Source organism: Geodermatophilus sp. SYSU D00814, assembly GCF_054050055.1.
The window spans coordinates 110,277-135,130 of record NZ_JBJGYP010000001.1 but is presented as its reverse complement, the minus strand read 5'-3'; the positions used below and the strand labels follow the sequence as shown (position 1 = coordinate 135,130).

At 76.0% G+C, this 24,854-nt stretch carries 27 protein-coding genes and 1 pseudogene; 11 read left to right on the top strand and 17 right to left on the bottom strand.

Going from position 1 to position 24,854, the window contains the following annotated elements; all coding sequences use genetic code 11:
* Positions 1–50: 50 nt before the first annotated feature.
* A complete protein-coding gene (aroA, locus tag ACI780_RS00630) occupies positions 51–1,355 on the bottom strand; it encodes a 3-phosphoshikimate 1-carboxyvinyltransferase (protein WP_457000408.1) in 1,305 nt (434 codons plus the stop codon).
* A 40-nt stretch (positions 1,356–1,395) separates the two neighbouring features.
* Complete coding sequence (locus tag ACI780_RS00625) at positions 1,396–2,859, bottom strand: NAD-dependent succinate-semialdehyde dehydrogenase (protein ID WP_457000407.1); 1,464 nt, start codon at positions 2,857–2,859, stop codon at positions 1,396–1,398.
* 145 nt (positions 2,860–3,004) lie between these two features.
* On the opposite strand from ACI780_RS00625, the gene ACI780_RS00620 reads away from it, so the two are divergent.
* Positions 3,005–3,751, top strand: a complete 747-nt coding sequence (locus ACI780_RS00620; RefSeq protein WP_457000406.1) for an SOS response-associated peptidase — start codon at positions 3,005–3,007, stop codon at positions 3,749–3,751.
* A gap of 116 nt (positions 3,752–3,867) precedes the next feature.
* Positions 3,868–5,334: a fused MFS/spermidine synthase gene (locus ACI780_RS00615; RefSeq protein ID WP_457000405.1), complete on the top strand. Its 1,467-nt coding sequence runs from the start codon at positions 3,868–3,870 to the stop codon at positions 5,332–5,334.
* On the opposite strand, the gene ybaK is transcribed toward ACI780_RS00615, so the two are convergent.
* Positions 5,313–5,861: a Cys-tRNA(Pro) deacylase gene (gene ybaK / locus ACI780_RS00610; protein WP_457000403.1), complete on the bottom strand. Its 549-nt coding sequence runs from the start codon at positions 5,859–5,861 to the stop codon at positions 5,313–5,315. The two genes, ACI780_RS00615 and ybaK, sit on opposite strands and share 22 nt — an antisense overlap.
* Before the next feature lie 220 nt (positions 5,862–6,081).
* On the opposite strand from ybaK, the gene ACI780_RS00605 reads away from it, so the two are divergent.
* The gene (locus ACI780_RS00605; protein WP_457000402.1) at positions 6,082–6,798 is read left to right on the top strand and encodes a sigma-70 family RNA polymerase sigma factor; all 717 of its coding nucleotides are present in this window, start codon (positions 6,082–6,084) and stop codon (positions 6,796–6,798) included.
* Positions 6,795–7,124 (top strand): mycothiol system anti-sigma-R factor, encoded by a 330-nt coding sequence (gene rsrA, locus ACI780_RS00600; RefSeq protein ID WP_456871353.1) that lies wholly within the window; start codon positions 6,795–6,797, stop codon positions 7,122–7,124. The genes ACI780_RS00605 and rsrA overlap by 4 nt, the downstream gene beginning before the upstream one ends.
* Before the next feature lie 114 nt (positions 7,125–7,238).
* Here rsrA and ACI780_RS00595 read toward each other — a convergent pair whose 3' ends face one another.
* Entirely contained in the window at positions 7,239–7,313 is a 75-nt protein-coding gene (locus tag ACI780_RS00595) for a 50S ribosomal protein bL37 (RefSeq protein ID WP_014377707.1), read from the bottom strand.
* A gap of 183 nt (positions 7,314–7,496) precedes the next feature.
* Between ACI780_RS00595 and ACI780_RS00590 the strand changes: the two genes are divergently transcribed.
* Together ACI780_RS00590 and ACI780_RS00585 are read left to right on the top strand one after the other, a co-directional pair.
* Positions 7,497–8,546, top strand: coding sequence for a biotin carboxylase N-terminal domain-containing protein (locus ACI780_RS00590; RefSeq protein ID WP_089402352.1), 1,050 nt, complete (start codon positions 7,497–7,499; stop codon positions 8,544–8,546).
* A gap of 70 nt (positions 8,547–8,616) precedes the next feature.
* A complete protein-coding gene (locus ACI780_RS00585; protein ID WP_456871352.1) occupies positions 8,617–8,841 on the top strand; it encodes a biotin/lipoyl-binding carrier protein in 225 nt (74 codons plus the stop codon).
* 15 nt (positions 8,842–8,856) lie between these two features.
* On the opposite strand, the gene ACI780_RS00580 is transcribed toward ACI780_RS00585, so the two are convergent.
* Entirely contained in the window at positions 8,857–9,651 is a 795-nt protein-coding gene (locus ACI780_RS00580; RefSeq protein WP_457000401.1) for an esterase/lipase family protein, read from the bottom strand.
* 164 nt (positions 9,652–9,815) lie between these two features.
* On the opposite strand from ACI780_RS00580, the gene ACI780_RS00575 reads away from it, so the two are divergent.
* Positions 9,816–11,339: a WS/DGAT/MGAT family O-acyltransferase gene (locus ACI780_RS00575; RefSeq protein ID WP_456871350.1), complete on the top strand. Its 1,524-nt coding sequence runs from the start codon at positions 9,816–9,818 to the stop codon at positions 11,337–11,339.
* A 50-nt stretch (positions 11,340–11,389) separates the two neighbouring features.
* Here the strand turns inward: ACI780_RS00575 and ACI780_RS00570 are convergent.
* Positions 11,390–11,827: pseudogene (locus ACI780_RS00570) on the bottom strand (GNAT family N-acetyltransferase); the annotation flags it as partial.
* 44 nt (positions 11,828–11,871) lie between these two features.
* Here ACI780_RS00570 and ACI780_RS00565 point away from each other — a divergent pair.
* Positions 11,872–13,371: a sensor histidine kinase gene (locus ACI780_RS00565; protein ID WP_456871349.1), complete on the top strand. Its 1,500-nt coding sequence runs from the start codon at positions 11,872–11,874 to the stop codon at positions 13,369–13,371.
* A 129-nt stretch (positions 13,372–13,500) separates the two neighbouring features.
* Here the strand turns inward: ACI780_RS00565 and ACI780_RS00560 are convergent, their stop codons facing one another.
* Positions 13,501–13,749 (bottom strand): WhiB family transcriptional regulator, encoded by a 249-nt coding sequence (locus ACI780_RS00560; protein WP_456876495.1) that lies wholly within the window; start codon positions 13,747–13,749, stop codon positions 13,501–13,503.
* A 463-nt stretch (positions 13,750–14,212) separates the two neighbouring features.
* On the bottom strand, positions 14,213–15,235 hold the full coding sequence (locus ACI780_RS00555) for a diacylglycerol/lipid kinase family protein (protein ID WP_456871347.1): 1,023 nt from the start codon (positions 15,233–15,235) through the stop codon (positions 14,213–14,215).
* Between the two features lie 82 nt (positions 15,236–15,317).
* On the opposite strand from ACI780_RS00555, the gene ACI780_RS00550 reads away from it, so the two are divergent.
* On the top strand, positions 15,318–15,791 hold the full coding sequence (locus ACI780_RS00550) for a hypothetical protein (RefSeq protein WP_456871346.1): 474 nt from the start codon (positions 15,318–15,320) through the stop codon (positions 15,789–15,791).
* A gap of 87 nt (positions 15,792–15,878) precedes the next feature.
* Here the strand turns inward: ACI780_RS00550 and ACI780_RS00545 are convergent, their stop codons facing one another.
* From ACI780_RS00545 to sodN, 6 genes are all read right to left on the bottom strand, one after another.
* Complete coding sequence (locus tag ACI780_RS00545) at positions 15,879–16,661, bottom strand: HAD-IIA family hydrolase (protein WP_456871345.1); 783 nt, start codon at positions 16,659–16,661, stop codon at positions 15,879–15,881.
* Positions 16,662–16,675: 14 nt separating this feature from the next.
* Positions 16,676–17,179, bottom strand: a complete 504-nt coding sequence (locus tag ACI780_RS00540) for an N-acetyltransferase family protein (protein WP_456871344.1) — start codon at positions 17,177–17,179, stop codon at positions 16,676–16,678.
* Positions 17,176–18,003, bottom strand: a complete 828-nt coding sequence (gene pssA / locus ACI780_RS00535) for a CDP-diacylglycerol--serine O-phosphatidyltransferase (RefSeq protein WP_456871343.1) — start codon at positions 18,001–18,003, stop codon at positions 17,176–17,178. The genes ACI780_RS00540 and pssA overlap by 4 nt, the downstream gene beginning before the upstream one ends.
* A 9-nt stretch (positions 18,004–18,012) precedes the next feature.
* Complete coding sequence (locus ACI780_RS00530) at positions 18,013–18,702, bottom strand: phosphatidylserine decarboxylase (protein WP_457000400.1); 690 nt, start codon at positions 18,700–18,702, stop codon at positions 18,013–18,015.
* Positions 18,703–18,798: 96 nt separating this feature from the next.
* Positions 18,799–19,212 (bottom strand): VOC family protein, encoded by a 414-nt coding sequence (locus ACI780_RS00525; protein ID WP_457000398.1) that lies wholly within the window; start codon positions 19,210–19,212, stop codon positions 18,799–18,801.
* Between the two features lie 127 nt (positions 19,213–19,339).
* Positions 19,340–19,744, bottom strand: coding sequence for a superoxide dismutase, Ni (gene sodN / locus ACI780_RS00520; RefSeq protein ID WP_456871341.1), 405 nt, complete (start codon positions 19,742–19,744; stop codon positions 19,340–19,342).
* A 50-nt stretch (positions 19,745–19,794) separates the two neighbouring features.
* Between sodN and ACI780_RS00515 the strand changes: the two genes are divergently transcribed.
* Entirely contained in the window at positions 19,795–20,157 is a 363-nt protein-coding gene (locus ACI780_RS00515) for a S26 family signal peptidase (RefSeq protein ID WP_456871340.1), read from the top strand.
* Here ACI780_RS00515 and ACI780_RS00510 read toward each other — a convergent pair.
* A complete protein-coding gene (locus ACI780_RS00510; protein ID WP_456870925.1) occupies positions 20,154–20,759 on the bottom strand; it encodes a dTDP-4-dehydrorhamnose 3,5-epimerase family protein in 606 nt (201 codons plus the stop codon). The genes ACI780_RS00515 and ACI780_RS00510 overlap by 4 nt on opposite strands.
* Positions 20,760–20,852: 93 nt before the next feature.
* On the opposite strand from ACI780_RS00510, the gene ACI780_RS00505 reads away from it, so the two are divergent.
* Positions 20,853–22,046: an NAD(P)-dependent malic enzyme gene (locus ACI780_RS00505; protein WP_457000395.1), complete on the top strand. Its 1,194-nt coding sequence runs from the start codon at positions 20,853–20,855 to the stop codon at positions 22,044–22,046.
* Here ACI780_RS00505 and ACI780_RS00500 read toward each other — a convergent pair.
* Positions 22,036–23,487, bottom strand: a complete 1,452-nt coding sequence (locus ACI780_RS00500; protein ID WP_457000394.1) for a pyridoxal phosphate-dependent decarboxylase family protein — start codon at positions 23,485–23,487, stop codon at positions 22,036–22,038. The genes ACI780_RS00505 and ACI780_RS00500 overlap by 11 nt on opposite strands.
* Positions 23,484–24,824 (bottom strand): MFS transporter, encoded by a 1,341-nt coding sequence (locus tag ACI780_RS00495; RefSeq protein WP_456870928.1) that lies wholly within the window; start codon positions 24,822–24,824, stop codon positions 23,484–23,486. Before ACI780_RS00495 ends, ACI780_RS00500 begins: the two co-directional genes overlap by 4 nt.
* Positions 24,825–24,854: the final 30 nt, after the last annotated feature.

The following is a 24,854-nucleotide window of genomic DNA, read 5'->3' as shown; positions in this document are numbered from 1 at the left end:
GGGCCGGACCCGGACGTCGTCCTCGTCCGACCGGCTGTCGTGCCGGCGGCTCAGGAGCCCGCTCCCGCCGTCGCGCCGGGCACCCCGGGTGCGCCGGTGCCGAGCATCCGGTCCCAGCGCTCGCGGAAGTCCGGCAGCGTCTTGGTCACCGCCTCCGGCCCCGAGACCGCCACCCCCTCGACGGCGAGGCCGAGGACGGCGGCGGCGTGCACCATGCGGTGGTCGGCGTAGGAGTCCACCAGCGCCGGGCGCCGCGCACCCGGCTCGACCACCAGCCCGTCGGGGAGCTGCTCGACCCGCGCGCCGACCGCGGAGAGCACCTCGTCGAGGGCCTGCAGCCGGTCGGTCTCGTGACCGCGCAGGTGCCCGATCCCGGTCAGCCGGGAGGTCCCGTCGGCCAGCGCGCACAGCGCGGCGAGCACCGGCGTCAGCTCGCCGACGTCCCCGAGGTCGGCCACCAGCGGTGCGACGCGGCCGGTGCCGGTCACGCGCAGCCCCTCGGGGGTGCGCTCGACCTCGGCGCCCATCGCGCCCAGCAGCCGGTCGAGCTGCGCCCCGGGCTGGGTCGTCACCGCCGGCCAGTCGGGCACGGTCACCCGCCCGCCGGTGACCAGGGCGGCGGCGAGGAAGGGCGCGGCGTTGGACAGGTCGGGCTCGACCACCCGGTCCCGCGGCGCGATCGGCCCGGGCAGGACGCGCCAGCCGCGCCCGGTGGCCGCCACGTCCACGCCGTGCTCGCCGAGCGCGGTCACGGTCATCTCCACGTGCGGCATCGACGGCACCCCGCCGGCCAGCGCGAGGTCGACCCCGTCGTCGAAGCGGGCGGCGGCGAGCAGCAGCCCGGAGACGATCTGGGAGGACCCGCTCGCGTCGACGGTCACCGCCCCGCCGCGCACCGCCCCGGTGCCGTGCACGGTGAACGGCGCCCGGCCGCGGCCGCCGTCGTCGACCCGCACGCCGAGGTCGCGCAGCGCGGCGAGCAGTCCGGCGTTGGGCCGCTCGCGCAGCCGCGGGTCGCCGTCGAGCCGGACCGGGCCGGTGGCCAGCGCCGCCACCGGCGGCAGGAAGCGCAGCACGGTGCCGGCCAGGCCGGCGTCGACCTCCGCCGGGCCGCGCAGTGCGGCCGGGGCGACCAGCCAGTCGTCCCCGTCCTCGTCGATGCGCACGCCGAGCGCACGCAGCCCGGCGGCCATGAGGTCGGTGTCGCGGGCCCGCAGCGGCCGCACCACCCGGCTCGGCCCGTCGGCCAGCGCGGCCAGCACCAGCGCCCGCGCGGTGAGGGACTTCGATCCCGGCAGCGGGACGACGGCGTCGACGGGTGCGCCGTGGTGCGGCGTCGTCCAGACCGAGCTCACGGGGCACCATCCTGCCCGGTCCGGACGACGCCGCCCACGCTCAGCCGCCGACGGGCTGCTGCGGCTTCTTCACCGGCACGGTGCGCACCAGCCGCCGGTTGGCGAACTCGAACACGGCCAGCTCGGAGAGCTCGCGGCCGTAGCCCGACCGCTTGATCCCGCCGAAGGGCAGCTCGGGGGAGGAGCCGGTGGGCTGGTTGATCCACACCATGCCGGCCTCCAGTCGCTCGGCCACCGCCCGGGCGCGGTCGAGGTCGCTGCTCATGACGGTGGCGCCCAGGCCGAAGTCGCTGTCGTTGGCCAGCGCGACCGCCTCGTCGGCGTCCTTGACCTTGTAGACGACGGCCGCGGGGCCGAACAGCTCCTCGCGGTAGGCGCGCATCTCCGGGGTGACGTCGGTCAGGATCGTCGCCTCGACGAAGGCGCCGTCGTGCTCGGGCCGCTTGCCGCCGGCGACGACGGTGGCGCCCTTGTCGATCGCGTCCTGGATCTGCGCGTGCAGGTCCTGCGCGGCCCGCTCGCTCGACAGCGGGGCCAACGACGTCGACGGGTCGGCCGGGTCGCCGGGGGAGAAGGTCGAGAAGGCCTGCTTGAGGCCCTCGACGAAGGGCTCGTAGAGCTCCTCGGTGACGATCAGCCGCTTGGAGGCGGTGCAGGCCTGGCCGGTGTTCTGCATCCGGCCCATGGTGGCGGCCCTGACGGTGGCGGCCATGTCGTCGGCGTCGAGCACGATGAAGGGGTCGCTGCCGCCGAGCTCGAGCACCGACTTCTTCAGGTACTTGCCCGCCAGGGCGCCGACGGCGCTGCCGGCCCGCTCGCTGCCGGTCAGCGTGACGCCCTGGATGCGGGGGTCGGCGATGACCTGCTCGACGTCGTCGATGCGCAGGAAGGTGTTGGTGAACACGCCCTCGGGAGCGCCGGCGTCGGTGAACAGCTGCTCGATGGCCACCGCGCACTGCGGGGTGATCTCGGCGTGCTTGAGGATGACGGTGTTGCCCAGCACCAGGTTCGGGCCGGCCACGCGGACCACCTGGTAGAAGGGGTAGTTCCACGGCTCGATGGCCAGCAGGACGCCGATCGGGCGGGTCTCGACCACCGCCTCGCCCTTGCCCATCAGCGGCGTGATCGGCTGGGGCTCGAGGAAGCCGGGGCCGTTGTCGGCGTAGTACTTGAGGATCATCGAGCACAGGTAGAGCTCGCCGGTGGCCTCCTCGCGCCGCTTGCCCATCTCGGTGGTGATGAGCCGCGCGAGGTCGTCCCGGCGCTCGTCCATGAGCTCGGCGGCCCGCCGGACGACGGCGGCGCGCTCCTCGATCGGGCGCTCCCGCCACTGCAGGTAGGCGGCGTGCGCCCGCTCGACGATGCCGTCGATCGCCTCGGTCGGGGTGAAGTCGAACTCCTCCTCCACCTGGCCGGTGAAGGGGTTGACCGTCGCGTAGCGGCGCTCGGCGGAGTCGCTGGCGGTCTTCGGCTGCTCGTGCGGTGGGTTCTGGGTCGCGGTCACGGCGTGATCCTCGTCTCTCGTCGTACGGGGCTCCACCCCGGCCTACCCGCCGCCGCCCGGGGCACTCGCACCGTCGGCACCCCCACCTAGAGTCGGCGGCGACGGGCCCGCCGTCCGGGCCCGACAGCAGCCGGGAGGACCAGCCGTGTGTGGTCGCTACGCCGCCAGCCGCCGTCCCGAGGACCTCGTGGTCGAGTTCGAGGCGGTCCCCGCCGAGGGCCAGGAGCCGCTCCGGGCCGACTTCAACGTCGCGCCGACCAAGGACGTCTACGTCGTGCGGCACAAGCGCGAGCGGGACGCCGAGGGCAGCCCGACCGGTGCCGGGCACCGGGAGTTGCGCGCCGTCCGGTGGGGCCTGGTGCCCTCCTGGGCCAAGGACGTCTCGGTGGGCAACCGGCTGCTCAACGCCCGGGTCGAGTCGCTGACCGAGAAGCCGGCCTTCCGCTCCGCGGCCCGCTCCCGGCGCTGCCTGGTGCCGGCCGACGGCTGGTACGAGTGGCAGAAGCGGCTCGACGCGCCGGCCAAGCAGCCGTTCTTCATCACCCCGGCCGACGGGTCGGTGCTGGCCATGGCCGGCCTCTACGAGGTGTGGGGCACGGGCGAGGACCGCCTCTACACCTGCACGGTCGTCACCGCGCCGGCCGTCGGTGCGCTCACCGAGATCCACGACCGGATGCCGCTGGTGCTGCCGCGCGAGCGCTGGGCCGACTGGCTCGACCCGGCCCGCGACGACGTCGAGGCGCTGGCCGAGCCGACCCCGCCGGAGGTGGTCGAGGCGCTGGAGCTGCGCCCGGTCGGCACCGCCGTGAACAACGTCCGCAACAACGGCGCCGAGCTGCTGACCCGGGTGGAGGGCACCAGCGCCCCCGCCGACCAGCCGGCGCTCTTCTGAGGAGTCCTGCCCTGAGCGAGCGCGCGCCCGCGACCCGGCCGGCCGAGCTGCCCCCCGACCCGCCCGTCCCCGCCGGCCCGCCCGGTGCCGCGCTGCCCGGTTGGGTGGCGGCGGGGGTGACCTTCCTGTCCTCCGGCGCGGTGCTCGTGCTCGAGATCGTGGGGCTGCGGCTGATCGCGCCCTACGTCGGCATCACCCTGCAGACCAACACCGCGATCATCGGGTTCGCGCTGGCCGCCATCGCCGTCGGCGCCTGGGCCGGCGGCGCCACCGCCGACCGCCGCGACCCCCGGCAGCTCATCGCGCCGCTGCTGGTCGCCGGCGGGGCGCTGGTGGTCGCGGTCCTGCCGCTGGTGCGCTTCACCGGGTCGCTGTTCACCGGGGCCGACGCCGGCAGCGTGCTGCTGCTGGCCGCCGTGGCGGTCGTGGTGCCGGCCGCGCTGCTGTCGGCGGTGCCGCCGATGGTCGTCAAGCTGCAGCTGGCCAGCCTGGCCGAGACCGGGTCGGTGGTCGGCAAGCTGTCGGGCATCGGCACGCTCGGCGGGATCGCGGCCACGTTCGGCACCGGCTTCCTGCTCATCGCGGTGTTCCCGAGCAGCGGCATCCTCGTGGGCACCGGGGTGGTCACCGTCGCCGCCGGCGTCGCCGTGTGGGTGCTGCTGCGCCGCCGGACGCCCGGCGGCGCGGGACGGCTGCCGACGGCGCTGCTGCTCGCCGTCGCCGGGTCGCTGCTGGCGGCGGTGGCGCCCACCCCGTGCGAGGCGGAGACCTCCTACCACTGCGCCCGCGTCGTGGCCGACCCCGAGCGGGAGACCGGCCGGGTGCTGCTGCTGGACACCCTGCGGCACAGCTACGTCGACCTCGCCGACCCCACGCACCTGGAGTTCGAGTACGTGCGCGCGATCGCCGCCGTCACCGACGTCGTCGCCCCGCCCGGGGAACCGCTGTCGGCGCTGCACCTGGGCGGCGGCGGGCTCACCGTGCCGCGCTACCTCGCCGAGGTGCGGCCCGGCACCACCAGCCGCGTGCTGGAGGTCGACCCGGGCGTCGTCGCGATCGACCGGGAGCAGCTGGGCCTGGAGACGTCGGAGGACCTGCAGGTGCGGGTCGGTGACGCCCGGGTCGGGCTGACCGCCGAGCCGGCGGGGGAGCGCGACCTCGTCGTCGGCGACGCCTTCGGCGGGCTGTCGGTGCCCTGGCAGCTGACCACCGTGGAGGCGCTGGAGCTGGTCGACCGGGCGCTCACCGACGACGGCGTCTACGTCGCCAACCTCATCGACCACCCGCCGCTGGGGTTCGTCCGCGCGGAGCTGGCCACGATGCGGCGGGTGTGGCCGCACGTGCTGCTGCTGGCGCGGGCGCCGGTGCTGGCGGGGGAGGACGGCGGCAACCTCGTCGCCGTCGCCGCGCACCGGCCGCTGGACGAGGCCGCCCTCGCCGGCGCGCTGCGCGCCCAGGACTCGCAGTGGCGGGTCGCCTCCGGCGCCGAGGTGGCCGCCTTCGCCGGGGACGCGCGGGTGCTCACCGACGACGCCGCGCCGGTCGACCAGCTGCTGACGCCCTACGGCACTCCTGGCTCGTAGTCGGCCCCTCGCAGGGGCCCGCCGCGAGCTTGCGAGTGGTGGGGGGCGAGGGGTCCTTTCGCGATCGGGGCGGTGCGGGCGCGGGTGAGCCGCACCAGGTCGGCCGGCGCCAGCTCCACCTGCAGCCCGCGCCGGCCGGCGCTGACCAGCACCGTCGGGAACGCCAGCGCCGAGTCGTCGACGACGGTGGGGAGCGCCTTGCGCTGCCCGAGCGGGCTGATCCCGCCGACGACGTAGCCGGTGGTCCGCTCGGCGTCGGCCGGGTCGGCCATGACCGCCCTGCGCCCGCCGGCGGCGGTGGCCAGCGCCTTGAGGTCGAGGGTCCCGCTCACCGGGACGACGGCGACGGTCAGCGTGCCGTCGACACGGGTGACCAGCGTCTTGAACACCTGTCGCGGGTCGGCGCCGAGCGCGGCCGCCGCGGCCTCGCCGTGGCCCTGCCCGTCCGGGTGTGCCGGGTCGTAGGAGCGCAGGGTGTGCTCCACCCGGGCCTTCTCCAGGGCCCGCACCGCGGGGGTCGCCGCCACGGCCGGGGAGCGTAGCGACCGCCGTTCCGGGGCGCCGCCGACTTCGGGAGGGAGGGGAATGACGTCGCCGGGAGGCGCCGTTGCAGGGATCGTGACCAGCACCGTCTCCAGCGCCCGCACGCGGGCTCCGCGCCGGCGGCCCCCGGGCCGGCCCGACGCCGCGCGACTAGGATCGACCGACGTGGTGGCCCGCCTCCGGGTGCCGCAGAGAGGACGGTCGGTGCCTGAGGAGACCCCGGGCGGGGACCCCGCCGTCGAGTCGGTCGAGACCCCGCGCGAGCAGGTGGTCGGGGCGCCGGTGGAGGTGCCCGAGGCCCGTGAGGGCGGCAGCCGCACCGAGGTCGCCGAGACCCGTGCCGAGCGCGACACCCGCTTCGAGCGCGACGCGCTGCCCTTCCTCGACCAGCTCTACCCGGCGGCGCTGCGGATGACCCGCAACCCCGCCGACGCCGAGGACCTGGTCCAGGAGACGTTCGTCAAGGCCTACTCCGCGTTCCACCAGTTCGCCGAGGGCACCAACCTCAAGGCCTGGCTGTACCGGATCCTGACCAACACCTACATCAACAGCTACCGCAAGAAGCAGCGGCAGCCGCAGCAGTACCCCACCGACCAGGTGCAGGACTGGCAGCTCTACGCAGCGGAGGAGCACAGCTCCAGCGGGCTGCGCTCGGCGGAGATCGAGGCGCTGGACCACCTGCCGGACTCCGACATCAAGGAGGCCCTGCAGCAGCTGCCCGAGGACTTCCGCCTGGCGGTCTACCTCGCCGACGTCGAGGGCTTCGCCTACAAGGAGATCGCCGAGATCATGGGCACGCCCATCGGCACGGTGATGTCCCGGCTGCACCGCGGCCGACGGGGCCTGCAGCGGCTGCTGGCCGACTACGCCCGCGAGCGCGGCTTCGTCCGCGCCGGCGCCGGTGAGGAGGGGCGGTCGTGAGCGCGGAGCAGGAGCACGAGCACGCAGACTCGTGCGACGACGTCCTGTCGCACGTCTTCGAGTTCCTCGACCACGAGACCGACGACGCCCGACGCGCCGTCATCGCCGAGCACCTCGAGGACTGCTCCTCGTGCCTGCGGCAGTTCGGCATCGAGCAGGAGTTCAAGGCGCTGGTCCGCCGCCGCTGCGGCGGTGACAAGCCGCCGCTGGGCCTGCGGGACCGGATCAAGCTGCAGCTGACCACCGTCTCCTTCGAGGAGGACGGCACGCACGTCAGCGTCGAGCAGGTGCGCACCGAGGTCGTCCGCACCGACTGGGCCGAGTAGACGAAGGACCCTCCTGCCCCCCACCGCTCGCAGGCTCGCGGCGGGCCCCTGCAGGAGGGCCACACACGACGGCGCCCCGCCCCGGATCACCGGGAGCGGGGCGCCGTCGTCATTTCAGGCGTTGGGGCGCTTGCCGTGGTTGGCCTTGTTCCCCTTGCGGGAGCGACGCTTGCGTCCGCGCTTGGACACCGCTGCCCTCCTTCCCTCGTCGTCGGGTGCCGGGCGCCGGGTGTCGCCCGATGGTCTGCCCCCAGGGTCCCACAGGCGGGGGAGAGCCCCCCGGCCGGTGCGGCGGGTGTCGCAGGCGGCAGGCACGATGGGGCAGGCCGGGACGACGGTGACCCGGCGCGGTGGACGGGGAGGGCCGTGGGCGTGGCGCAGCACGGGATCGAGAGCGTGCTCGTGGCGGGACGCGGGCCGGCGGCGTGCGCGGTCATCACGGCCTGCTCCCGGCTCGGCGTCAAGGCCGTCGCCGTCTACTCCGACGCCGAGCGGTCGGCGCGGCACGTCCGCCTGGCCGACGACGCCGTGCTCCTCGGGCCCGCCCCGGCGGCCGAGTCCTACCTCGCCGTCGACCGGATCGTCGAGGCCGCCCGCCGCAGCGGCGCCGGCGCCGTCCTGCCGGTGCCCCCGGCGCTGGCGGGCAACGCGGCGCTGGCCGCCGAGGTGGCCGCCGCCGGCCTGACCTGGGTCGGGCCGCCGGCCGAGGTGCTCGAGCGGCTCGGTGGCGACGGCGTGGAGCCGGCCAGCGAGCACGGCCTGCTGGCGCTGGTCACCGACGAGGGCCTGCGCTATCCCACGACCGTCTCCCGCGACCGGGCCGCCGGCATCGCCCGCGTGTCCTGGACGCCGGAGCCCCCCGGCGAGATGCCGGTCGGCGCCAAGCGGCTGGCCGAGGTCGGCTGGCGCGGGCTGGTCACCGTCGGGGTCGACGCCGACGGCGAGCTCGGCGAGGTCGCGGCTGGCTTCTCCCTCGACATGGCGGTGCTCGAGCGGGCGCACCGCGTCGACGCCGTCGACCTCGCGCTCGCCGCGGCCGCCGGCGAGCGCGCACCGCGCCGCCGCACCGTCGAGGAGCACCCGCCGCGGGCCGCCGTCGCGGTGCAGCTGCGCTCCACGCTGCCGCCCGGGCAGGCCGGCCGGGTCTCCGGCCGGCTCCCCAGCGCTGGGCGGCTGCGCGGCACCGCCGGCCAGACGGAGGTGGTCGCGGTCAGCGGCTACGACCCCGGGGACCGGCTCGACCCCTGGTACGACGCACTCCTGGCCACCGTCAGCGCCGGCGCGGCCGACACCGCCACCGCCGCCCGGGCCGCTGGCGCCGCGCTCACCGACCTGCCCGAGACCGGCGTGCCGCACGACGGTCCGGAGGTGTGCGCGGTGCTGCAGCGGCTGGCCGACGGCGACCCCGAGCCCGGCGCGTAGCGGCAGGACCCTCCGGTTCCGGAGGGCCCGGCCTGCTTGGATGGGTCATCCGGCTCGAGAGGGGTGCTGCGTGGCGGTCGAGGAGATCCACGCCGAGATGGTGTCCAGCGTGTGGAAGGTCCTCGTGACCCCCGGGGCCGAGGTCGGTGCGGGCGACACCCTGGTGATCCTCGAGTCGATGAAGATGGAGATCCCCGTCCTCACCGAGCGCGCCGGGGTCGTGCAGGAGCTGCACGTCGTCGAGGGCGAGGTGCTGCAGGAGGGCGACCTCATCGCCACCGTCGCCGACGCCTGAGCGGCGCCGTCCCACTCAGGACGCCTGCCGGGCCAGCGCCGCCAGCCGCTGCCCGAGGAGCTCGTAGACCTCCGGGTGGACGCTCATGCCGACGTGGCTGGAGTCGACGTGCACGTTCTCGGCGGCCGGGTCCAGGCAGGCGTGCCAGTCGACCACCCAGTCGGCGCGCGAGTAGACCGACACGTACGGGACGCCGGCGGGGAACGGCCGCGCCAGCTCCTCGGCCAGCTCGTCGGCGCAGCCGCCCTGCAGGCAGTCGTCGACGAACAGCCCGGGGACGCCCGCGCCGCCGAGGGCGGCCACCAGCCGGACCTGCGCCGCGACGAGTGGGTTGATCGCCATGTGGTCGACGTTCGGGCTGCCCAGCGTGACGATCCCGGTGACCCGGTCGGGCCGGCGCACCGCCAGCAGCTTGGCGAACAGCCCGCCGCGGCTCTGGCCGACGACCGCCGCCGGCCGCCCTGTCCGGTCGGTGAGGTCGACCAGGCGGCGCTCGAGGCGCTCCACCGCCCGCCGGGTGCAGTCGACGTTCACCCGGATCTGCGACGTGCACGTGCGGTAGCCCCGCCCGCGCAGCCAGCTCTCCATCAGCGACAGCGACGGGTCGCCGGCGAGGAAGCCCGGCACGAGCAGCACCGGCAGCCCGCCGCCGTCCGGGACGCCGCGGCCGCGCCACACCGGCGAGCGCAGCAGGGCGGCTGCCTCGCGCCACGGCCGCTGGGCGGCGAGCAGCGCGGCGAACGGGGAGGCACCCGTCCACGGGGGAGCCTCCCCAGGGGGCGTCCGGGTGGGGAGCGCGGCAGTGCGCATGTCGTGTCCTCGTCCTCGTCGACGGCCGGCGACGGTGCGCGCCCCACCCCGCGGTGGGGCGTCCGACCGCCTGCAGCAGAGTGTGGGGGCTGACACACTTCCCCACACCACGGGGCCGGGTGTCCCGCGCGGGCCCCCGCCGCCGAGCCGAGGAGGACAGGGCGATGAAGCAGCTGTCAGGACTGGACGCGGCGTTCCTGCACCTGGAGACGTCCGCGCAGTTCGGCCACGTCTCGAGCGTGTCGATCTACTCCCGCCCCGACGACCCCGACTACCGGCCCTACGACGCCTGGCGGGCGCAGCTGCAGCAGCGGCTGCACCTGCTCGAACCGCTGCGCCGGCGCCTGGCGGAGGTCCCCCTCGGCCTGGACCACCCGTACTGGGTGGCCGACGCCTCCTTCGACCTGGACTTCCACGTGCGCCACACGGCCGTCCCGCCGCCGGGCACCGACGACCAGCTCGCCGCGCTGGTGGGGCGCCTGGTGTCCCGGCCGCTGGACCGGCGCAAGCCGCTGTGGCTGTCCTACGTCATCGAGGGCCTGCCCGACCGGCGCTTCGCCATCCTGACGATCGTCCACCACGCCACCATCGACGGAGCCTCCGGCGTCGAGCTGATGACCCTGATGCTCGACGACCGTCCCGAGGGCGGCACCGTGCCCCCCGAGGGGGAGTCCTGGACGCCCGAGCGGCCGCCGGGGGACCTGGAGATGCTCGCGCGCGGCGCGCTCGGCCTCGCCCGCAAGCCCGCGCGCGGGGTGCTGCTGGCCACCCGCACCGCCCGCGAGATCGGCCGGGCGACGCGCAACCCCGTGCTGGTGCGGGCGGCCAACGACGTCCGCCGGAGCCTGCGCGGGCCGGTCGGCACGGTGCTCAACCTCGGGCGGTCCCGCCCCGAGGAGCCCGACCAGCCCCCGCCGCTGCCCAGCGTCCGGCCGCCGCGCACGCCGTTCAACGGGCCGATCACCCCGCACCGCAAGCTCGCCATCGCCTCGACGTCGCTCGACGTGGTCCGGCAGGTCAAGTCCGCGCTGGGCGCCACGGTCAACGACGTCGTCATGGCCGCCTGCGCCGGTGGCCTGCGCACCTGGCTCGACCGGCGCGGGGCGCTGCCGGAGGACCCGCTCGTGGCGCTGGTGCCCGTCTCGGTGCGGACCGGGGAGGAGACCGACCGCTGGACCAACCGGGTGTCGATGCTCTCGGCCGTGCTGCCCACCGACGAGCCCGACCCCGTGCGGCGGGTCCGGCGCGTGCACGAGGCGATGGCCAGCAGCAAGGAGCTGTTCTCGGCGCTGCCGGCCGAGCGGCTCACCGACTTCGCGGAGTTCCCACCGCCGGCGGTCTTCGCGCGGGCCATGCGGCTCAGCGCCCGGCTGCGTCTGGGCTCGCGGCTCACGCCGGGGAACCTGGTGATCTCCAACGTGCCCGGCCCGCGCACGCCGCTCTACGCCGCGGGCGCCCGCCTCGAGCACTACTTCCCGGTCTCGACGATCGTCGAGGGGCAGGGGCTCAACATCACGGTGCAGAGCTACCTCGACCGGCTCGACTGGGGGCTGGTCTCCTGCGCCGAGCTGCTGCCCGACGTCGACGTGCTGCTGCGCGACGTCCTCGCCGAGCTCGACGCGCTGGCCGCCGCGGCGGGCGTCGCGGTGCCCGGCAGCGGGTCGGCCGCCCAGAGCTCCAGCACGTAGGCCAGCAGGTCGATGCCCGGGCGTGGGCTCCAGTCGCGCCCGGGCAGCCGGGTGAACCCGAGCCGGGCGTAGAGGCGGTGCGCGGCGGTCATCCGCGGGTCGGTGGACAGCACCACCCGCCGCTTGCCCGCCGCGCGGGCCCGGTCCAGGCACACCCGCACCAGCGACTCGCCCACGCCCCGGCCGCGCACCCGCGGGTCGACGACGAGCATCCGGAACGCGGCCTCGTCGTCGCCGGCGGTGATCTCGCCGAAGTCGCCCTCGAGCACCAGCGCGACGGCGCCGACGACCCGCCCGCCGTCGCGGGCCACCAGCAGCTGCGAGCGGCCCGCCCGGTGCGCGACGTCGGCCAGCTGCCCGAGGTACTCCTCGGAGGCCAGCCGCTCGTCGCGGTAGACCGAGACGGTCAGCTCGGCGATGGCCGGCCAGTCGGCGGGGACGGCGTCCTCGACGGTCAGCGGGGTCAGGTCGGGGGAGGGGAGGGCCACGGGGCGCCAGCCTAGGGAGGGCGCGAGCCATACGCTCGGTCCCGATGAGCACCCTCTCCGAACGCCTGGGCCGCGGCTCGGCGACCGCGCCCTCGCAGGTCGACCACGCCCGGCGCCTCGTGGCCGACTGGCAGCTGCTGGCCGACCTCGCCTTCGCCGACCTGACGCTGTGGGTGCCGCTGCGCACCGGCGCGTGGTGGTGCGTCGCCCAGGTCCGCCCGCTCACCGCGCCCACCAGCCAGCCCGAGGACCTGGTCGGCAGCGAGGCCGACGGCGCCGACGCCGACCCGTTCCGGCTGGCCCACCGCGAGGGCCGGCCGGTGACCGAGGGCGACCCGGACTGGTCGGGCCGGGCCCCGCGGCGCCGGGAGATCATCCCGGTCCGGCACGACGGCGTCGTCGTCGCGGTGCTCGCCAAGGACACCAACCTGGCCGTCACCCGGTCGCCGTCGACGCTGGAGCTGACCTACCTCGACATCGCCGCCGACCTCTGCCTCATGGTCTCGGCCGGCACCTTCCCGCCGGAGAAGCTGCTCGACGCCGAGATGAGCCCGCGGGTGGGCGACGGGCTGGTGCGCCTGGACGCGGCCGGCCGCGCGGTCTACGCCAGCCCGAACGCGCTGTCGGCCTACCGCCGCCTCGGCGTCACCGGGGACCTGGCCGGTGCTGACCTGGCGAAGGTGACGCGGGCGGCGTCGTCGGACCGGGTGGCGGGGGAGGCGGTGGCGGCGGCCATCGCCGCCGCGGTGGCCGGGCGGTTCCCCGACCCCACCGACGTCGAGGGGCGCACCGCCACGCTCCTGGTGCGCGCCCTGCCGCTGCAGGCGCCCGGGGCCGAGGAGGGCGCGCTGGTGCTCGTCCGCGACGTCACCGACCTGCGCAGCCGCGACCGGGCGCTGCTGACCAAGGACGCCACGATCCGCGAGATCCACCACCGCGTGAAGAACAACCTGCAGACCGTCGCCGCCCTGCTGCGGCTGCAGGCCCGCCGCATGACCGAGCCGGCGGCGCGCGCGGCGCTGGAGGAGTCGGTGCGGCGGGTGGCCTCCATCGCCGTCGTCCACGAGACCCTGGCCGGCAGCCGGGAGGACGTCGTCGACGTCGACGACGTCTTCGACCAGGTGCTGCCCATGCTCGGCGACCTGACCTCCATCGGCCCGGCCGCGCGCACCCGCCGGGTCGGGCGGTTCGGGGAGCTGCCCGCGGCGACGGCGACGCCGCTGGTCATGGCGGTCACCGAGCTGCTGCAGAACGCCGCCGAGCACGCCTTCCCGCCCGACGGGCCGCCCGGCGCGATCGAGCTGGTCGCCGAGCGGGACGGCGAGGACCTCGTGGTGCGGGTCCGCGACGACGGCCGCGGGCTGCCCGAGGGCTTCGACCCGGCGTCCAGCGACGGGCTGGGGCTGCAGATCGTGCGGACGCTGGTCACCAGCGAGCTCGGCGGCGCGCTGCACGCCGCCACCCCCGCCGAGCCGCCGGGGCCGGGCCGGCCGGGCACCGAGGTCGTGCTGGAGCTCCCCGGCGCCGGCCGCCCCCGTCGCTAGGCGGAGTGGCCTCCGAGATCCTCCCGGGCAGGGAGCCGCGGTGTCGTCCGGTAGGACGACCGTGTGACAGCGGCGAGGCCGGTCACCCGGAGCGGGTGACCGGCCTCGCCGCCGGGTGGTGCGGTGCGCTCAGGCGCGGACGCGGGTGCGGGACTGGCGGCGCTTGAGAGCGCGCCGCTCGTCCTCGGACAACCCGCCCCACACGCCCGAGTCCTGGCCGGATCGCAGGGCCCAGTCGAGGCAGGACTCCATGACGGAGCAACGACGGCACACGGCCTTCGCCTGCTCGACTTGCACGAGGGCGGGGCCGGTCGTCCCGATGGGGAAGAACAGCTCGGGGTCCTCGTCCCGGCAGAGGGCGCGGTGGCGCCAGTCCATGTCGGTGCACTCCTCGGTGTCGACGACGTTCGGTGCTTGCAGATCGCTGACGTCGGGCCGCCTGCGTGGGCGCGACACCGGTTGCCCAGCGCCTCGTTCCAGCGACCGCCTGCCGCTTGTTACCGGCAGGTTGCGTTCCTCTCGCGATGTTTTCACCTGAGGACGGCGTGTCAAGCGCGCGGCGGTCGTGGTCTGACCCCGCGTGAGCAACCTCACCACGGGCGTGCTAGGGGCGCCACTCGGGACCGCGGAGGTCGTTGACACCGCGCCCCGGACGTGCGTGAGGGACGTCCGGCCGCCGACCGACGGTGTGCAGGTGTGCGCACATCCCCCCCACGGCTGCCCGTCAGCGCACACCGTCCGGCCGCGGACGGGTCTCGCGAGGACGGTGCGGCGCGCTCCTGCGACGCCCGGGTCCTCTCCGTGGGCGTCCCCGCGGGAACGCCCACGGACCGAGGTGCGCCTAGGAGACGACGGACAGCGCCGCGGGCACCGAGCGCACGCGCAGCCCGGTGGCGGTGCCGAGGTGGTCGCCGTCGAGCTGCCAGCCCTGCGGCCGGGAGGCGGTGAGGACGGCGTCGCCGAGGTCGTGCCGGCGGTGCACGCCGCGGCCGCGGGCGTCGGGACGGCGGGCGAGCACCTGCCGCGAGTGGTGCAGCATCCGCAGCACGCCCATCCGGCCCATCGCGAAGACGTCGAGACCGGTGTCGAAGGAGGCCTCGGGGCTGGGGTTGACCGGGCGCGAGCCCAGGTAGGTCCACGGGCTCACGTTGGACACCAGGCACAGGAAGAGGCCGTCGAGGTCCGGCTCGCCCGGCAGCGCCAGCGTCACGGCCGGGCGCCGGCGCTCGCGGCCCAGCACGAAGGCGCGGGTGGCCTCGCGGACGTAGAGCGCGCCGGTGGACCGGCGGCCGCGGGCGCGCACGGCCTCCACCCGCGCGATGACGTCGGCGTCGAAACCCATCCCGGCGGCGAAGACGAACCAGCGCGGCTCGCTCCACCCCGGGTGCACCTGCGCGCCGACCTCGGCCGCGGCCACCGCGGTTCCCGGGTCGACCCCGCGGACCGCGGCGGTGCTGGTCCCGGTGGCGCTGGCGGTGCCGAGGGAGACCCGCCGGGTCCGGCCCGACCGCAGCGAGTCGAGGATCTCGCCGGTCGCCTCGACCGGGTCGCGCGAGCGGCCCAGCGCGCGGGAGAAGACGTTGGTGGAGCCGCCCGGCACGACGGCCAGGGTGGGCACGTGCGCGCCCGGCCCGTCGGTGAGCAGGCCGTTGACGACCTCGTTGACCGTGCCGTCGCCACCGAGCGCGACGACGACGTCGACGCCGTCGGCCAGCGCCTGCTGCCCGAGCTCGCGGGCGTGGCCGCGGTGGGTGGTCTCGGCGAGGTCGACCTTCAGCTCGCTGGCCAGCGCGCCGACGAGCACGTCGCGCACCCGCCCGGTCGTCGTCGTCGCCGCGGGGTTGGCCACCACGAGCGCGCGCATGGCTGTGAGCTAACCAGCACGCGGGCCGCCCAACCGGTCCGGAGCGGGGCTGCCGTGGCGGCTGACGCGTAGCCTCGCTGGTGTGACGGAGGAGGACGCGACACGCCGCCCGACCAGGGCCGAGCGGCTCCTCGGCGGTGCCGCGCAGCCCTCGGCCCGCCCGCCGCGCCCACCCCGTCCCGAGGCGCCGCGGGCCGTCGTCCGGGCGGCGGTGGTGGCCGCCGTCGAGGCCGGGCTGCTGCTCGCCGGGGCGCTGGTCCTGCTGTGGCTGACGATCACCAGCGACCCCGACAGCGTCGGCCGGGCGCTGGCCGAGGTCGTCTACGTGGGCTTCTTCGGGGTGGCGCTGGCGGTGGCCGCGGCGGGGCTGCGGCGGCTGGCCGGCTGGTCGCGGGGGCCGGTGGTCGTGCTCCAGCTGCTGCTCGGCCTGTTCGGCTACAGCACCGCGTTCCCGGGCGGGCAGCCGCTGCTGGGCATCCCGCTCATCGTCCTGGCGGTGGCCGAGCTCTACCTGCTGGCCACCCCCGAGGCGCGGCTGGCGTTCCTCGACCGCTGAGGGGATCCGCTCCCTTCCGGCGGTGCTCGCGGCCCCGTCCCGGGGCCCGCCCCGAGCGTGCGAGGGGTGGGGAGGACGGGGTCCTCCTCACACGAGCTCGACGACGTCGGCGATCGAGTCGAGCACCCTGCTGGGCCGGAACGGGAAGCGGGCGACGTCGGCGGCCGTGGTGGAGCCGGTGAGCACCAGGATCGTCTCCAGGCCCGCCTCGATCCCGGCGACGACGTCGGTGTCCATGCGGTCGCCGATCATCACGGTGGACTCCGAGTGCGCCTCGATCCGGTTCATCGCGCTGCGGAACATCATCGGGTTCGGTTTGCCCACGAAGTAGGGCTTGGCGCCGGTGGCCTCGGTGATCAGCGCGGCGACCGAGCCGGTGGCCGGCAGCGGGCCCTCCGGCGAGGGGCCGGTGACGTCGGGGTTGGTGGCGATGAACCGCGACCCGGCCCCGATGAGGCGGATGGCCCGGGTGATGGCCTCGAAGGAGTAGGTGCGCGTCTCGCCGAGCACGACGAAGTCCGGGTCGGTGTCGGTGAGGGTGTAGCCGGCCTCGTACAGCGCCGTGGTGAGCCCGGCCTCGCCGATCACGTAGGCCGACCCGCCGGGCAGCTGGGAGGACAGGAAGTCGGCCGTGGCCAGGGCCGAGGTCCAGATCGACTCCTCGGGCACGTGCAGGCCCGAGCGCGCCAGCCGGGCGGCGAGGTCGCGCGGGGTGAAGATCGAGTTGTTGGTGAGGACGAGGAAGCGCCGTTCCGCGTCGACGAGCCGGGCGAGGAAGTCCGCGGCCCCGGGCAGGGCCTGTCCCTCGTGCACCAGGACGCCGTCCATGTCGGTCAGCCAGCACTCCGCCGGGCCACGCTCGGTTCCCACCCGCCCAGCCTGCCCTACGAGCCGGCGGCCGGTCGGTCGCGGCGGTCGGCGGCGAACGAGGTCAGCGCGTCGTCGGTCAGCCGGAACACCGTCCACCCGTCCATCGGGAGGGCGCCGGCGGCCCGGTAGAAGTCGATGGAGGGGGTGTTCCAGTCGAGCACCGACCACTCCAGCCGGCCGTAGCCGCGCTCGACGCAGGTGGCCGCCAGCGTCCGCAGCAGCTCCCGGCCCAGGCCGCTGCCGCGGTGCTGCGGCTGCACGTAGAGGTCCTCCAGGTAGACGCCGTGGGTGCCGCGCCAGGTGGAGAAGTTGAGGAACCACAGCGCCGTGCCGACGACGGCGCCGCCGGGACCGAGCGCCACGTGCCCGAACAGGGCGGGGGAGTCACCGAACAGCGCGCCGTGCAGCTGCTCCTCGGTGAGCCGGACCTCGTGCGCGGCGTGCTCGTACTCGGCCAGCTCGCGCACCAGGCCGACGACGGCCGGGACGTCGGCGGGCTCGATCGGCCGCACCGTCACGTGAGGACCTCCCGGACGCGGGCCGGGACCAGCCGGCCGAGGGGTGAGAGCAGCGGCACCAGGACCGGCGCCAGCAGGTAGCCGTAGGCCAGCACGCAGCCGGTGACGACGGGGACGGTGGCGAACCCGACGACCAGCGCCACCGCGGCGGCGACCAGCCCGTACGGGCGGCCGCTCTTCGGGCTGACCAGCGAGCGGAACGAGCGGAACCGGACGGTGCTGACCATGAGCAGCGCCGGGACGGCGACGATGAGCAGCACCCACAGCCGGTCGCGGCCCTGCATCTGGTCGCCGAAGGCGAACACCGAGGCCAGCACCACCCCGGCCGCGCCGGGGCTGGGCATGCCGGTGAAGTACCGCTTGTCCGCGGTCGGGTCCACGGTGGTGTTGAAGCGGGCCAGCCGGATGGCCGCGCACGCCACCCACAGGAAGCAGACCACCCAGCCCAGCGGGTCCCACTCGTCGCGGCCCTCGGAGAACAGGGTGAAGGCCAGCAGCGCGGGCGCCAGGCCGAAGGAGACCAGGTCGGCCAGCGAGTCGAACTGCAGGCCGAAGGAGCTCACCGCGCCGACCAGCCGGGCGACGGCGCCGTCGGCGATGTCGAAGAGCACCGACAGGCCGATGAGGACGGCGGCGAGGGTGTACTGCCCGCGGATCGACACCAGGATGGCGGCGAAGCCGCACATCATGTTGGCCAGCGTGAACAGGCTGGGCAGCGTCGCCATGGCGCGGCGGCGGCTGCCGCGGACCGAGCCGCGGACGAACTCCACGGTCGCCGTGCGCCGGGTGGCGGGCCGCCCCTCGCCCGAGGCCGAACTGGGCACCGGGGGCTCTCAGCCGGCGGCGGGCCAGCGGGCGATGACGGTGTCCCCGCCGCGCACGCGCTGGCCCTTCCGCACGATGATCGTGCACTCCGCGGGCAGGAAGACGTCCATCCGCGAGCCGAACTTCATCAGGCCGAAGCGCTCGCCGGTGGCCAGCCGCCGGCCGACGCCGGTGCGGGTGACGATGCGGCGCGCGAGCACCCCGACCAGCTGCCGGAAGACGACGGTGCGCTCGCCTCCCGGGTGGTCCTCGCGCAGCCACAGCTCGCTGCGCTCGTTGCGGTGCGCGGACTCGGCGCGGTAGGCGGCCAGGAAGCTGCCCGGGCGGTAGGAGCTCTGCACGACCTCGCCGCGGTAGGGCGAGCGGTTGACGTGCACGTCGACGACGGACAGGAACACGCTGACCTGCTGCCAGCCGCCCGGCGGCGCGGGCTCGGGCGCGACACCCTCCTGCGGCTCGCCGGCGACCATCACCATGCCGTCGGCGGGGGACACGACGACGTCGGCCGGCGGCTCCTCGCGGTCGCAGGGCCGGTCGGGGTCGCGGAAGAACAGGACCATGTAGGCCGACAGCGCGAGGAACGGCCAGGCGGCCACGCGGGCCCAGCGGCGGCCCGTCCGCGCGCCGGCGAGGGCCAGGACGGCCGCCGGCCCGAGGGGTCCGGTGATGAAGGGCCACCCGGCCCGGTCGATGCGCATCGAGGGCTGACGGTACCGGGCGGCAGTGGTGCTCCTGGCCCCGCTGCAGGGGCCCGTCGCGAGCGTGCGAGCGGCGGGGGGCAGCGGGGTCCTTCGTCACACGCCGGGCGTCGCCACGTTGACGAGCCAGCGGATGCCGAACCGGTCGGTCACCTGGCCGAAGGTGTCGCCCCACACCTGCTCGTCCAGCGGGACGTCGACCGCGCCGCCCTCGGACAGCGCCTCGAACCAGCCGGTGAGCAGCCCGAGGTCGTCGCCGGACAGCGACAGCGACACCTTGTCCGGCCCGCCGGCGTCGGGGTCGTGGCCGTCGGAGGCCATGAGCTCCAGGCCCTGGTCGGTGCGCAGGAACGCGTGCATGACGCCGTCGTCGGGGTACTCGCCGCCGCCCCCGCCCACGTCGCCGAAGGTCATGACCTCCAGGTGCCCGCCGAAGACGGAGCGGTAGGACTCCATCGCCTCGCGGGCGTTGCCGGAGAAGTGCAGGTAGGGGTTGAGCCGGACGGCCATCGCGGGTCTCCTCGGGGATCGGGGTGTCGGGAGCGGTGACCGGCCTCGCCACCGGGACTCATCGGTGCCCGGGGACGCCGACGGCCGGTGGGCGCAGCGCCCACCGGCCGTCGGGACGTGCTCGTGCTCAGGCGGCGGCCTTCGTCTCCCAGAAGATCCGGTCGATCTCGGCGATGTAGTCGAGCAGCTTCTGGCCCTCGGCGGGGTCCATGCTGCCCTTGCCGCCGGCCGCGCCGGCCTGCTTGGTGGCCTTGTTGAACAGCTCGTGCAGCTGCGGGTACTTCTCGAAGTGCGGGGGCTTGAAGTAGTCGGTCCACAGCACCCACAGGTGGTGCTTGACGAGGTCCGAACGCTGCTCCTTGATCAGGACGCAGCGCTGGCGGAAGACCTCGTCCTCACTGCCCTGGTACTTCTCCTGGATGGCCTTCACCGACTCCGCCTCGATGCGGGCCTGGGCCGGGTCGTACACGCCGCACGGGAGGTCGCAGTGCGCGGTGGCCTCCACGGCGGAGAACACGCGGCTGAACAGCATGTCCTCTCCTCCGTCAGTCGATGGTCAGGTCGTCTGCGACCCTACTCGGGGTGATCGGTCCCCGCCCTGGACGGCGCCCGCCCGCGGCGCTGCCGTCGGCGTGGGTGCTCGCCCGCGTCACCGGACCGTCGATGTCGCCGACCGTGCGGCACGGCGACCGGCTGCTGGTGCGGCGGGTCCGCGACGGCCGGGTCGCGGTCGGCGACGTCGTCCTGGCCCGCTTCCCGTCCCGTCCCGGCCTGCTGGTGGTCAAGCGGGTGCACCGGCTGCTCGGCGACGGCGCGGTCGACGTCCGCGGTGACAACCCGCTGGTCACCGACGACAGCCGTGCCTACGGACCCGCGGTCGCCGTCGGCCGCGTCGTCGCCCGGCTGCGGCCGCGGCCCGGCCGGCTGGCCCCGCCGCCCGCCTAGGCGCCCTGGCGCTGCCGGGCGTAGTGGGCGGCGCACTGCTCCATCGTCGGCAGCAGCCCCTGCTCCCGCGCCTGCGCCAGCGTGGGCGCGGCCCGGTCCTTGTCCGACAGCCGGTACTCCAGGTCGGCCGGCCACGGCAGGTCCAGGTCGGGGTCGAGGGGGGAGACGCCGAACTCGCGGCCGGGGGAGTACCCGGAGGAGACGAGGTAGGTCACCGACGACCCGTCCTCCAGCGCCACGAAGGCGTGCCCGAGGCCCTCGGCGAGGAAGACCGCGCGCGGCCGGTCGGACTCCAGCAGCACCGCGTCGGAGACGCCGAAGGTCGGCGACCCGACCCGCACGTCGACGACGACGTCGAGGACCCGGCCGGCCGGGCAGTAGACGTACTTGGCCTGGCCGGGGGGCACGAGCGCGAAGTGGACGCCGCGGAGCACGCCGCGCGCGGAGACGCTGTGGTTGGCCTGCGCCAGCGGCAGCGACCGCCCGGTGGCCGAGGCGAGCACGTCGGCGCGGTACCACTCGGTGAAGCGGCCCCGGTCGTCGCCGTGCGGCACCAGGTCGAGCACGTAGCTGTCCGGCACGGCGAGCTCTCGGATCTCCACGGGCGGCACGGTAGCGAGCGACCCGGGCCCCGACCTCGCCCCACGGGGTGGGGTGAGCGGCGACCCGGGGTCCGGCACTACCCTGCTGGGCCCATGGGCGCAGGGACGGGCACCCCGGGACCGACCGCCGACCGCTTCGCCGCCGACCCGGCGTTCGCGGTGCACGAGGGCGGCAAGCTCGCGGTACGCCCGACGCGGCCGATCGAGACCCGCGACGACCTCGCGCTGACCTACACCCCGGGTGTCGCGCGCGTGTCCAGCGCCATCGCCGCCGAACCCGCGCTCGCCCGCCGCTTCACCTGGGCGCCGCGCGTGGTGGCCGTCGTCTCCGACGGCACCGCCGTCCTCGGCCTGGGCGACATCGGCCCGGCCGCGGCGCTGCCGGTGATGGAGGGCAAGGCCTGCCTGTTCAGCGAGTTCGCCGGGCTCTCGGCGGTGCCGGTGGTGCTCTCGACCACCGACGTCGACACCATCGTCGAGACCGTGGCGGCCATCGCGCCGTCCTTCGGGGGGATCAACCTCGAGGACATCAGCGCACCCCGCTGCTTCGAGGTCGAGGAGCGGCTGCGCGAGCGGTTGGACATCCCGGTCATGCACGACGACCAGCACGGGACGGCGATCGTCGTCCTGGCCGCGCTGCGCAACGCCGCCGCGGTGACCGGCCGCGGGCTCGGCGACCTGCGGGTGGTCGTCGCCGGCGCCGGGGCCGCGGGCGTCGCCTGCACGAAGATCCTGCTTGAGGCCGGGGTGGGCGACATCGCCGTCGCGGACTCCCGCGGCGTGCTGCACACCGGCCGCGAGGACCTCCCGCCGGTCAAGCGGTGGCTCGCCGAGCACACCAACACCGGCGGCCACGCGGGCACGATGACCGCCGCGCTGGCCGGCGCCGACGTCTACCTGGGCCTGTCCGGCGGCACGGTGCCCGAGGCGGCGATCGCGTCGATGGCGCCGGGCTGCATCGTGTTCTCCCTGGCCAACCCGACGCCGGAGGTCGACCCGGAGATGGCCGCGCGGTACGCCGCCGTCGTCGCCACCGGGCGCAGCGACCTGCCCAACCAGATCAACAACGTGCTGGCCTTCCCCGGGGTCTTCCGCGGCGCCATCGACGCCGGCGCCACGGCCATCACCGAGGAGATGAAGCTGGCCGCGGCCGGGGCGATCGCCGGGGTCGTCGGCGACGACCTCGCGCCCGGCCACGTGGTGCCGAGCCCGCTGGACCGGCGGGTGGCCACCGCGGTCGCCGAGGCCGTGGCCGCCTGCGCCCGCGAGCAGGGCGTCACCGCGTAGGCACCGCCCGGCGCGGCCGGTAGACCAGGTCGAGGACGCCGGCCAGCAGCCGCTCGGCCACCGGGCGGGGGAGCGCGGCCACCAGGGCGTGCACCGGCGCCATCCGCTCGGGCAGCCGCCCGCCGCCGACGCCGGCGAGCTCCAGCAGCGCGTCGACCTCCGCGACGGTCAGCGCCGCGGGGTCGATCGTGGCCGCGGCGGCGACCAGGGCGGGGTCGGCCACCGGGCGGGGCAGTGCCGCGGCCGCGCGGGCGGCGTCGGCGAGGTCGGCGAGCAGCGCGTCGACCCGGCCGGCCGTGGCGCCGGTGACCGTCAGGTGCAGCGTGGCCGGCAGGTCGGCGCCGCCGGGCTGTCCGAACGGCGGCTGCGGCTGCAGCAGCCAGCCGCGGGCGGTGGTCTCGTCGGCGAGGTTGAGCACGTCGACGCCGCCCGGGCCGTCCTGCGCCAACGCCACCAGGGTGGCCACCGGCGACCCGACCACCCGCAGGCCGGGGATCGCCGCGGCGCCCTCGGCGAGGGCGACCGTGGCCGCCCGGGTGGCCCGCGCGAGCTCGGCGTAGCCGTCCCGGCCCAGCCACCGGTGCACCGCCCAGGCGGCGGCCATCGGCCCGGCCGGGCGGGTGCCGGCCAGCGTCGGGTTGACCACCGGGTAACCGGGCCAGCCGGCGGTGCTGAACCAGTGCCCCTGGCGCAGCTCCGGCTCGGCGGTGAGCAGCACCGAGACGCCCTTGGGCGCGTAGCCGTACTTGTGCAGGTCCACCGACAGCGAGGTCACACCCGGCACCGACAGGTCGAAGGGCTCGGGCACGTCGTCGAGGAAGGGCAGCACCCAGCCGCCGATGCACGCGTCGACGTGGCAGGGCACGCCCGCGGCGGCGGCCGGCGCGGCCACCTCGCCGACCGGGTCGAGCACCCCGTGCGGGTAGGACGGTGCGCTGACCACGACCAGCGCGGCACGGGCGTCGAGCTCCGCGGCCACCGCGGAGGGCAGCGCGCGGCAGGTGACCGGGTCGACGGCGACGTCGACGACGTCGAGGTCGAACAGGTGCGCGGCCTTGCGGAACGCGGCGTGCGCGGTGACCGGCAGCAGGAGCCGGGGACGGCCCGACCCGCCCCGCGCGCGCCACCGCTCCCGGGCGGCCAGCACCGCCAGCAGGCAGCTCTCGGTGCCGCCGCTGGTGACCGTGCCGACCGTCGCCGGCCCGCCGCCGAGCAGGTCCGCCGCCGCGCCCACGAGGTCGTCCTCGATGCGGGCGACGCTGGGGAAGGCGGTCGGGTCCAGCGCGTTCGTCCACTGGAACGCCGCCTGCGCGGCGGCGGCGAGGTCCTCCAGGCCGGCCAGCCCGGAGTCGTAGACGTAGGCCATCGTCGAGCCCCCGTGGGTGGGCACGTCGCCGGCCTGCAGCGCGGTGAGCTCGGCCAGCACCTCCTGCGGCGTCACGCCGGGACCTCCTCGGGACGGGCGGGGACGGGGTCGAGCCGGTAGCGGGCCAGCACCGGCAGGCTGGCCAGCACGAACAGCGCCGGGACGACGGAGAAGCCGAGCCGCACGGCGAGCACCGCGCCGCCGGACTGGACGGCGTCGCCACCGGTGGAGGAGACGTAGCCCGCCGCGGCCAGCAGCAGCCCGAGCAGGCCGGGGCCGACGGCGAGGCCGAGCGTCTCGGCCGCCGTCCACACGCCGGTGAAGACGCCGGCCCGCCGCCGTCCGGAGGCGGCCTCATCGGCGGCGACGACGTCGGGGAGCATCGCCAGCGGGAACATCTGCATGCCGGCGTAGCCCACCCCGACGAGCACCACGAGCGCGACGGCGAACCCGGTGCCGCCGGTGCCGACGAACGCCAGCCCGGCCGCGGCCCAGACGAACACCGTCGAGGACGCCAGCAGCCCGGTGCGCTTGCCCAGCCGCCTGCTGACCCGCAGCCACAGCGGCACGACGAGGATCGCCGGGCCGACGAGCGCGGCGAACAGCAGCGACCCGGCGGCGGGATCGCCGAGCACGTGCTCGGAGTAGTAGGGGACGCCGGCGAGCATCACGCCGATCCCGAGCGCCTGGACGACGAAGCCGGTGAGCAGCACCCGGAACGGCCGGGTCCGCCAGGCGACGACCAGCGTCGCGCCGAGCCGGCCCTCGCTGGTGGTGCGGGTGAGCGTGGGCGCGCGGCGGGTGCCGGCGACCGCACCGAGCATCCCGCCCGCGAGCAGCACCGCCACGAAGACGCCCATCGCCAGGTACCCGCCGCGGCCACCGCCGAAGGCGTCGACCACCGCCGGGGCGCCCGCCCCGGCGATCAGGATGCCCAGCGCCAGCGCGGCCACCCGCCAGGACACCAGCGTGGCCCGCTCGCCGGGATCGTCGGTGATCTCCGCCGGCTGGGCGACGTAGGGCACCTGGAAGCAGCCGTAGGCCGTGGCGGCGAGCAGGAAGGCGACCGCCACCCAGGTGGCAGCCAGCGCCGGCGGGCCGCCCGGGCCGGCGAAGACGAGGACGAACAGCGGCGGCAGCGCCAGGCCGCCGGCGAGCATCCACGGCCGGCGCGGCCCCCAGCGCCCGGTCGTGCGGTCCGAGCGGCTGCCGATCCACGGGTTGAGCAGCACGTCCCAGGCCTTGGGCGCGAACACGACCAGGCCGGCCAGCCCGGCGGCCACCCCGAGGACGTCGGTCAGGTAGTAGAGCAGCAGCAGGCCGGGGACGGTGCCGAAGGCGGCGGTGGCGATGGAGCCCACCGCGTAGCCGACGTGCGTGCCCCGGTCCAGGCGCGGCGGGACGGCGGTCACAGCGGGGGACCGTAGCCGCCGCCGGCCCCC

Coding starts and splice junctions, on each gene's coding strand:
- ACI780_RS00580 (WP_457000401.1), bottom strand. CDS start 9,651: ATGCGCACTGCCGCGCTCCCCACCCGGACGCCCCCTGGGGAGGCTCCC.
- ACI780_RS00530 (WP_457000400.1), bottom strand. CDS start 18,702: ATGCGCATCGACCGGGCCGGGTGGCCCTTCATCACCGGACCCCTCGGG.
- ACI780_RS00565 (WP_456871349.1), top strand. CDS start 11,872: ATGAGCACCCTCTCCGAACGCCTGGGCCGCGGCTCGGCGACCGCGCCC.
- ACI780_RS00560 (WP_456876495.1), bottom strand. CDS start 13,749: ATGGACTGGCGCCACCGCGCCCTCTGCCGGGACGAGGACCCCGAGCTG.
- ACI780_RS00555 (WP_456871347.1), bottom strand. CDS start 15,235: ATGCGCGCGCTCGTGGTGGCCAACCCCGCGGCGACGACGACGACCGGG.
- ACI780_RS00505 (WP_457000395.1), top strand. CDS start 20,853: ATGGGCGCAGGGACGGGCACCCCGGGACCGACCGCCGACCGCTTCGCC.
- ACI780_RS00575 (WP_456871350.1), top strand. CDS start 9,816: ATGAAGCAGCTGTCAGGACTGGACGCGGCGTTCCTGCACCTGGAGACG.
- sodN (WP_456871341.1), bottom strand. CDS start 19,744: ATGCTGTTCAGCCGCGTGTTCTCCGCCGTGGAGGCCACCGCGCACTGC.
- ACI780_RS00525 (WP_457000398.1), bottom strand. CDS start 19,212: ATGGCCGTCCGGCTCAACCCCTACCTGCACTTCTCCGGCAACGCCCGC.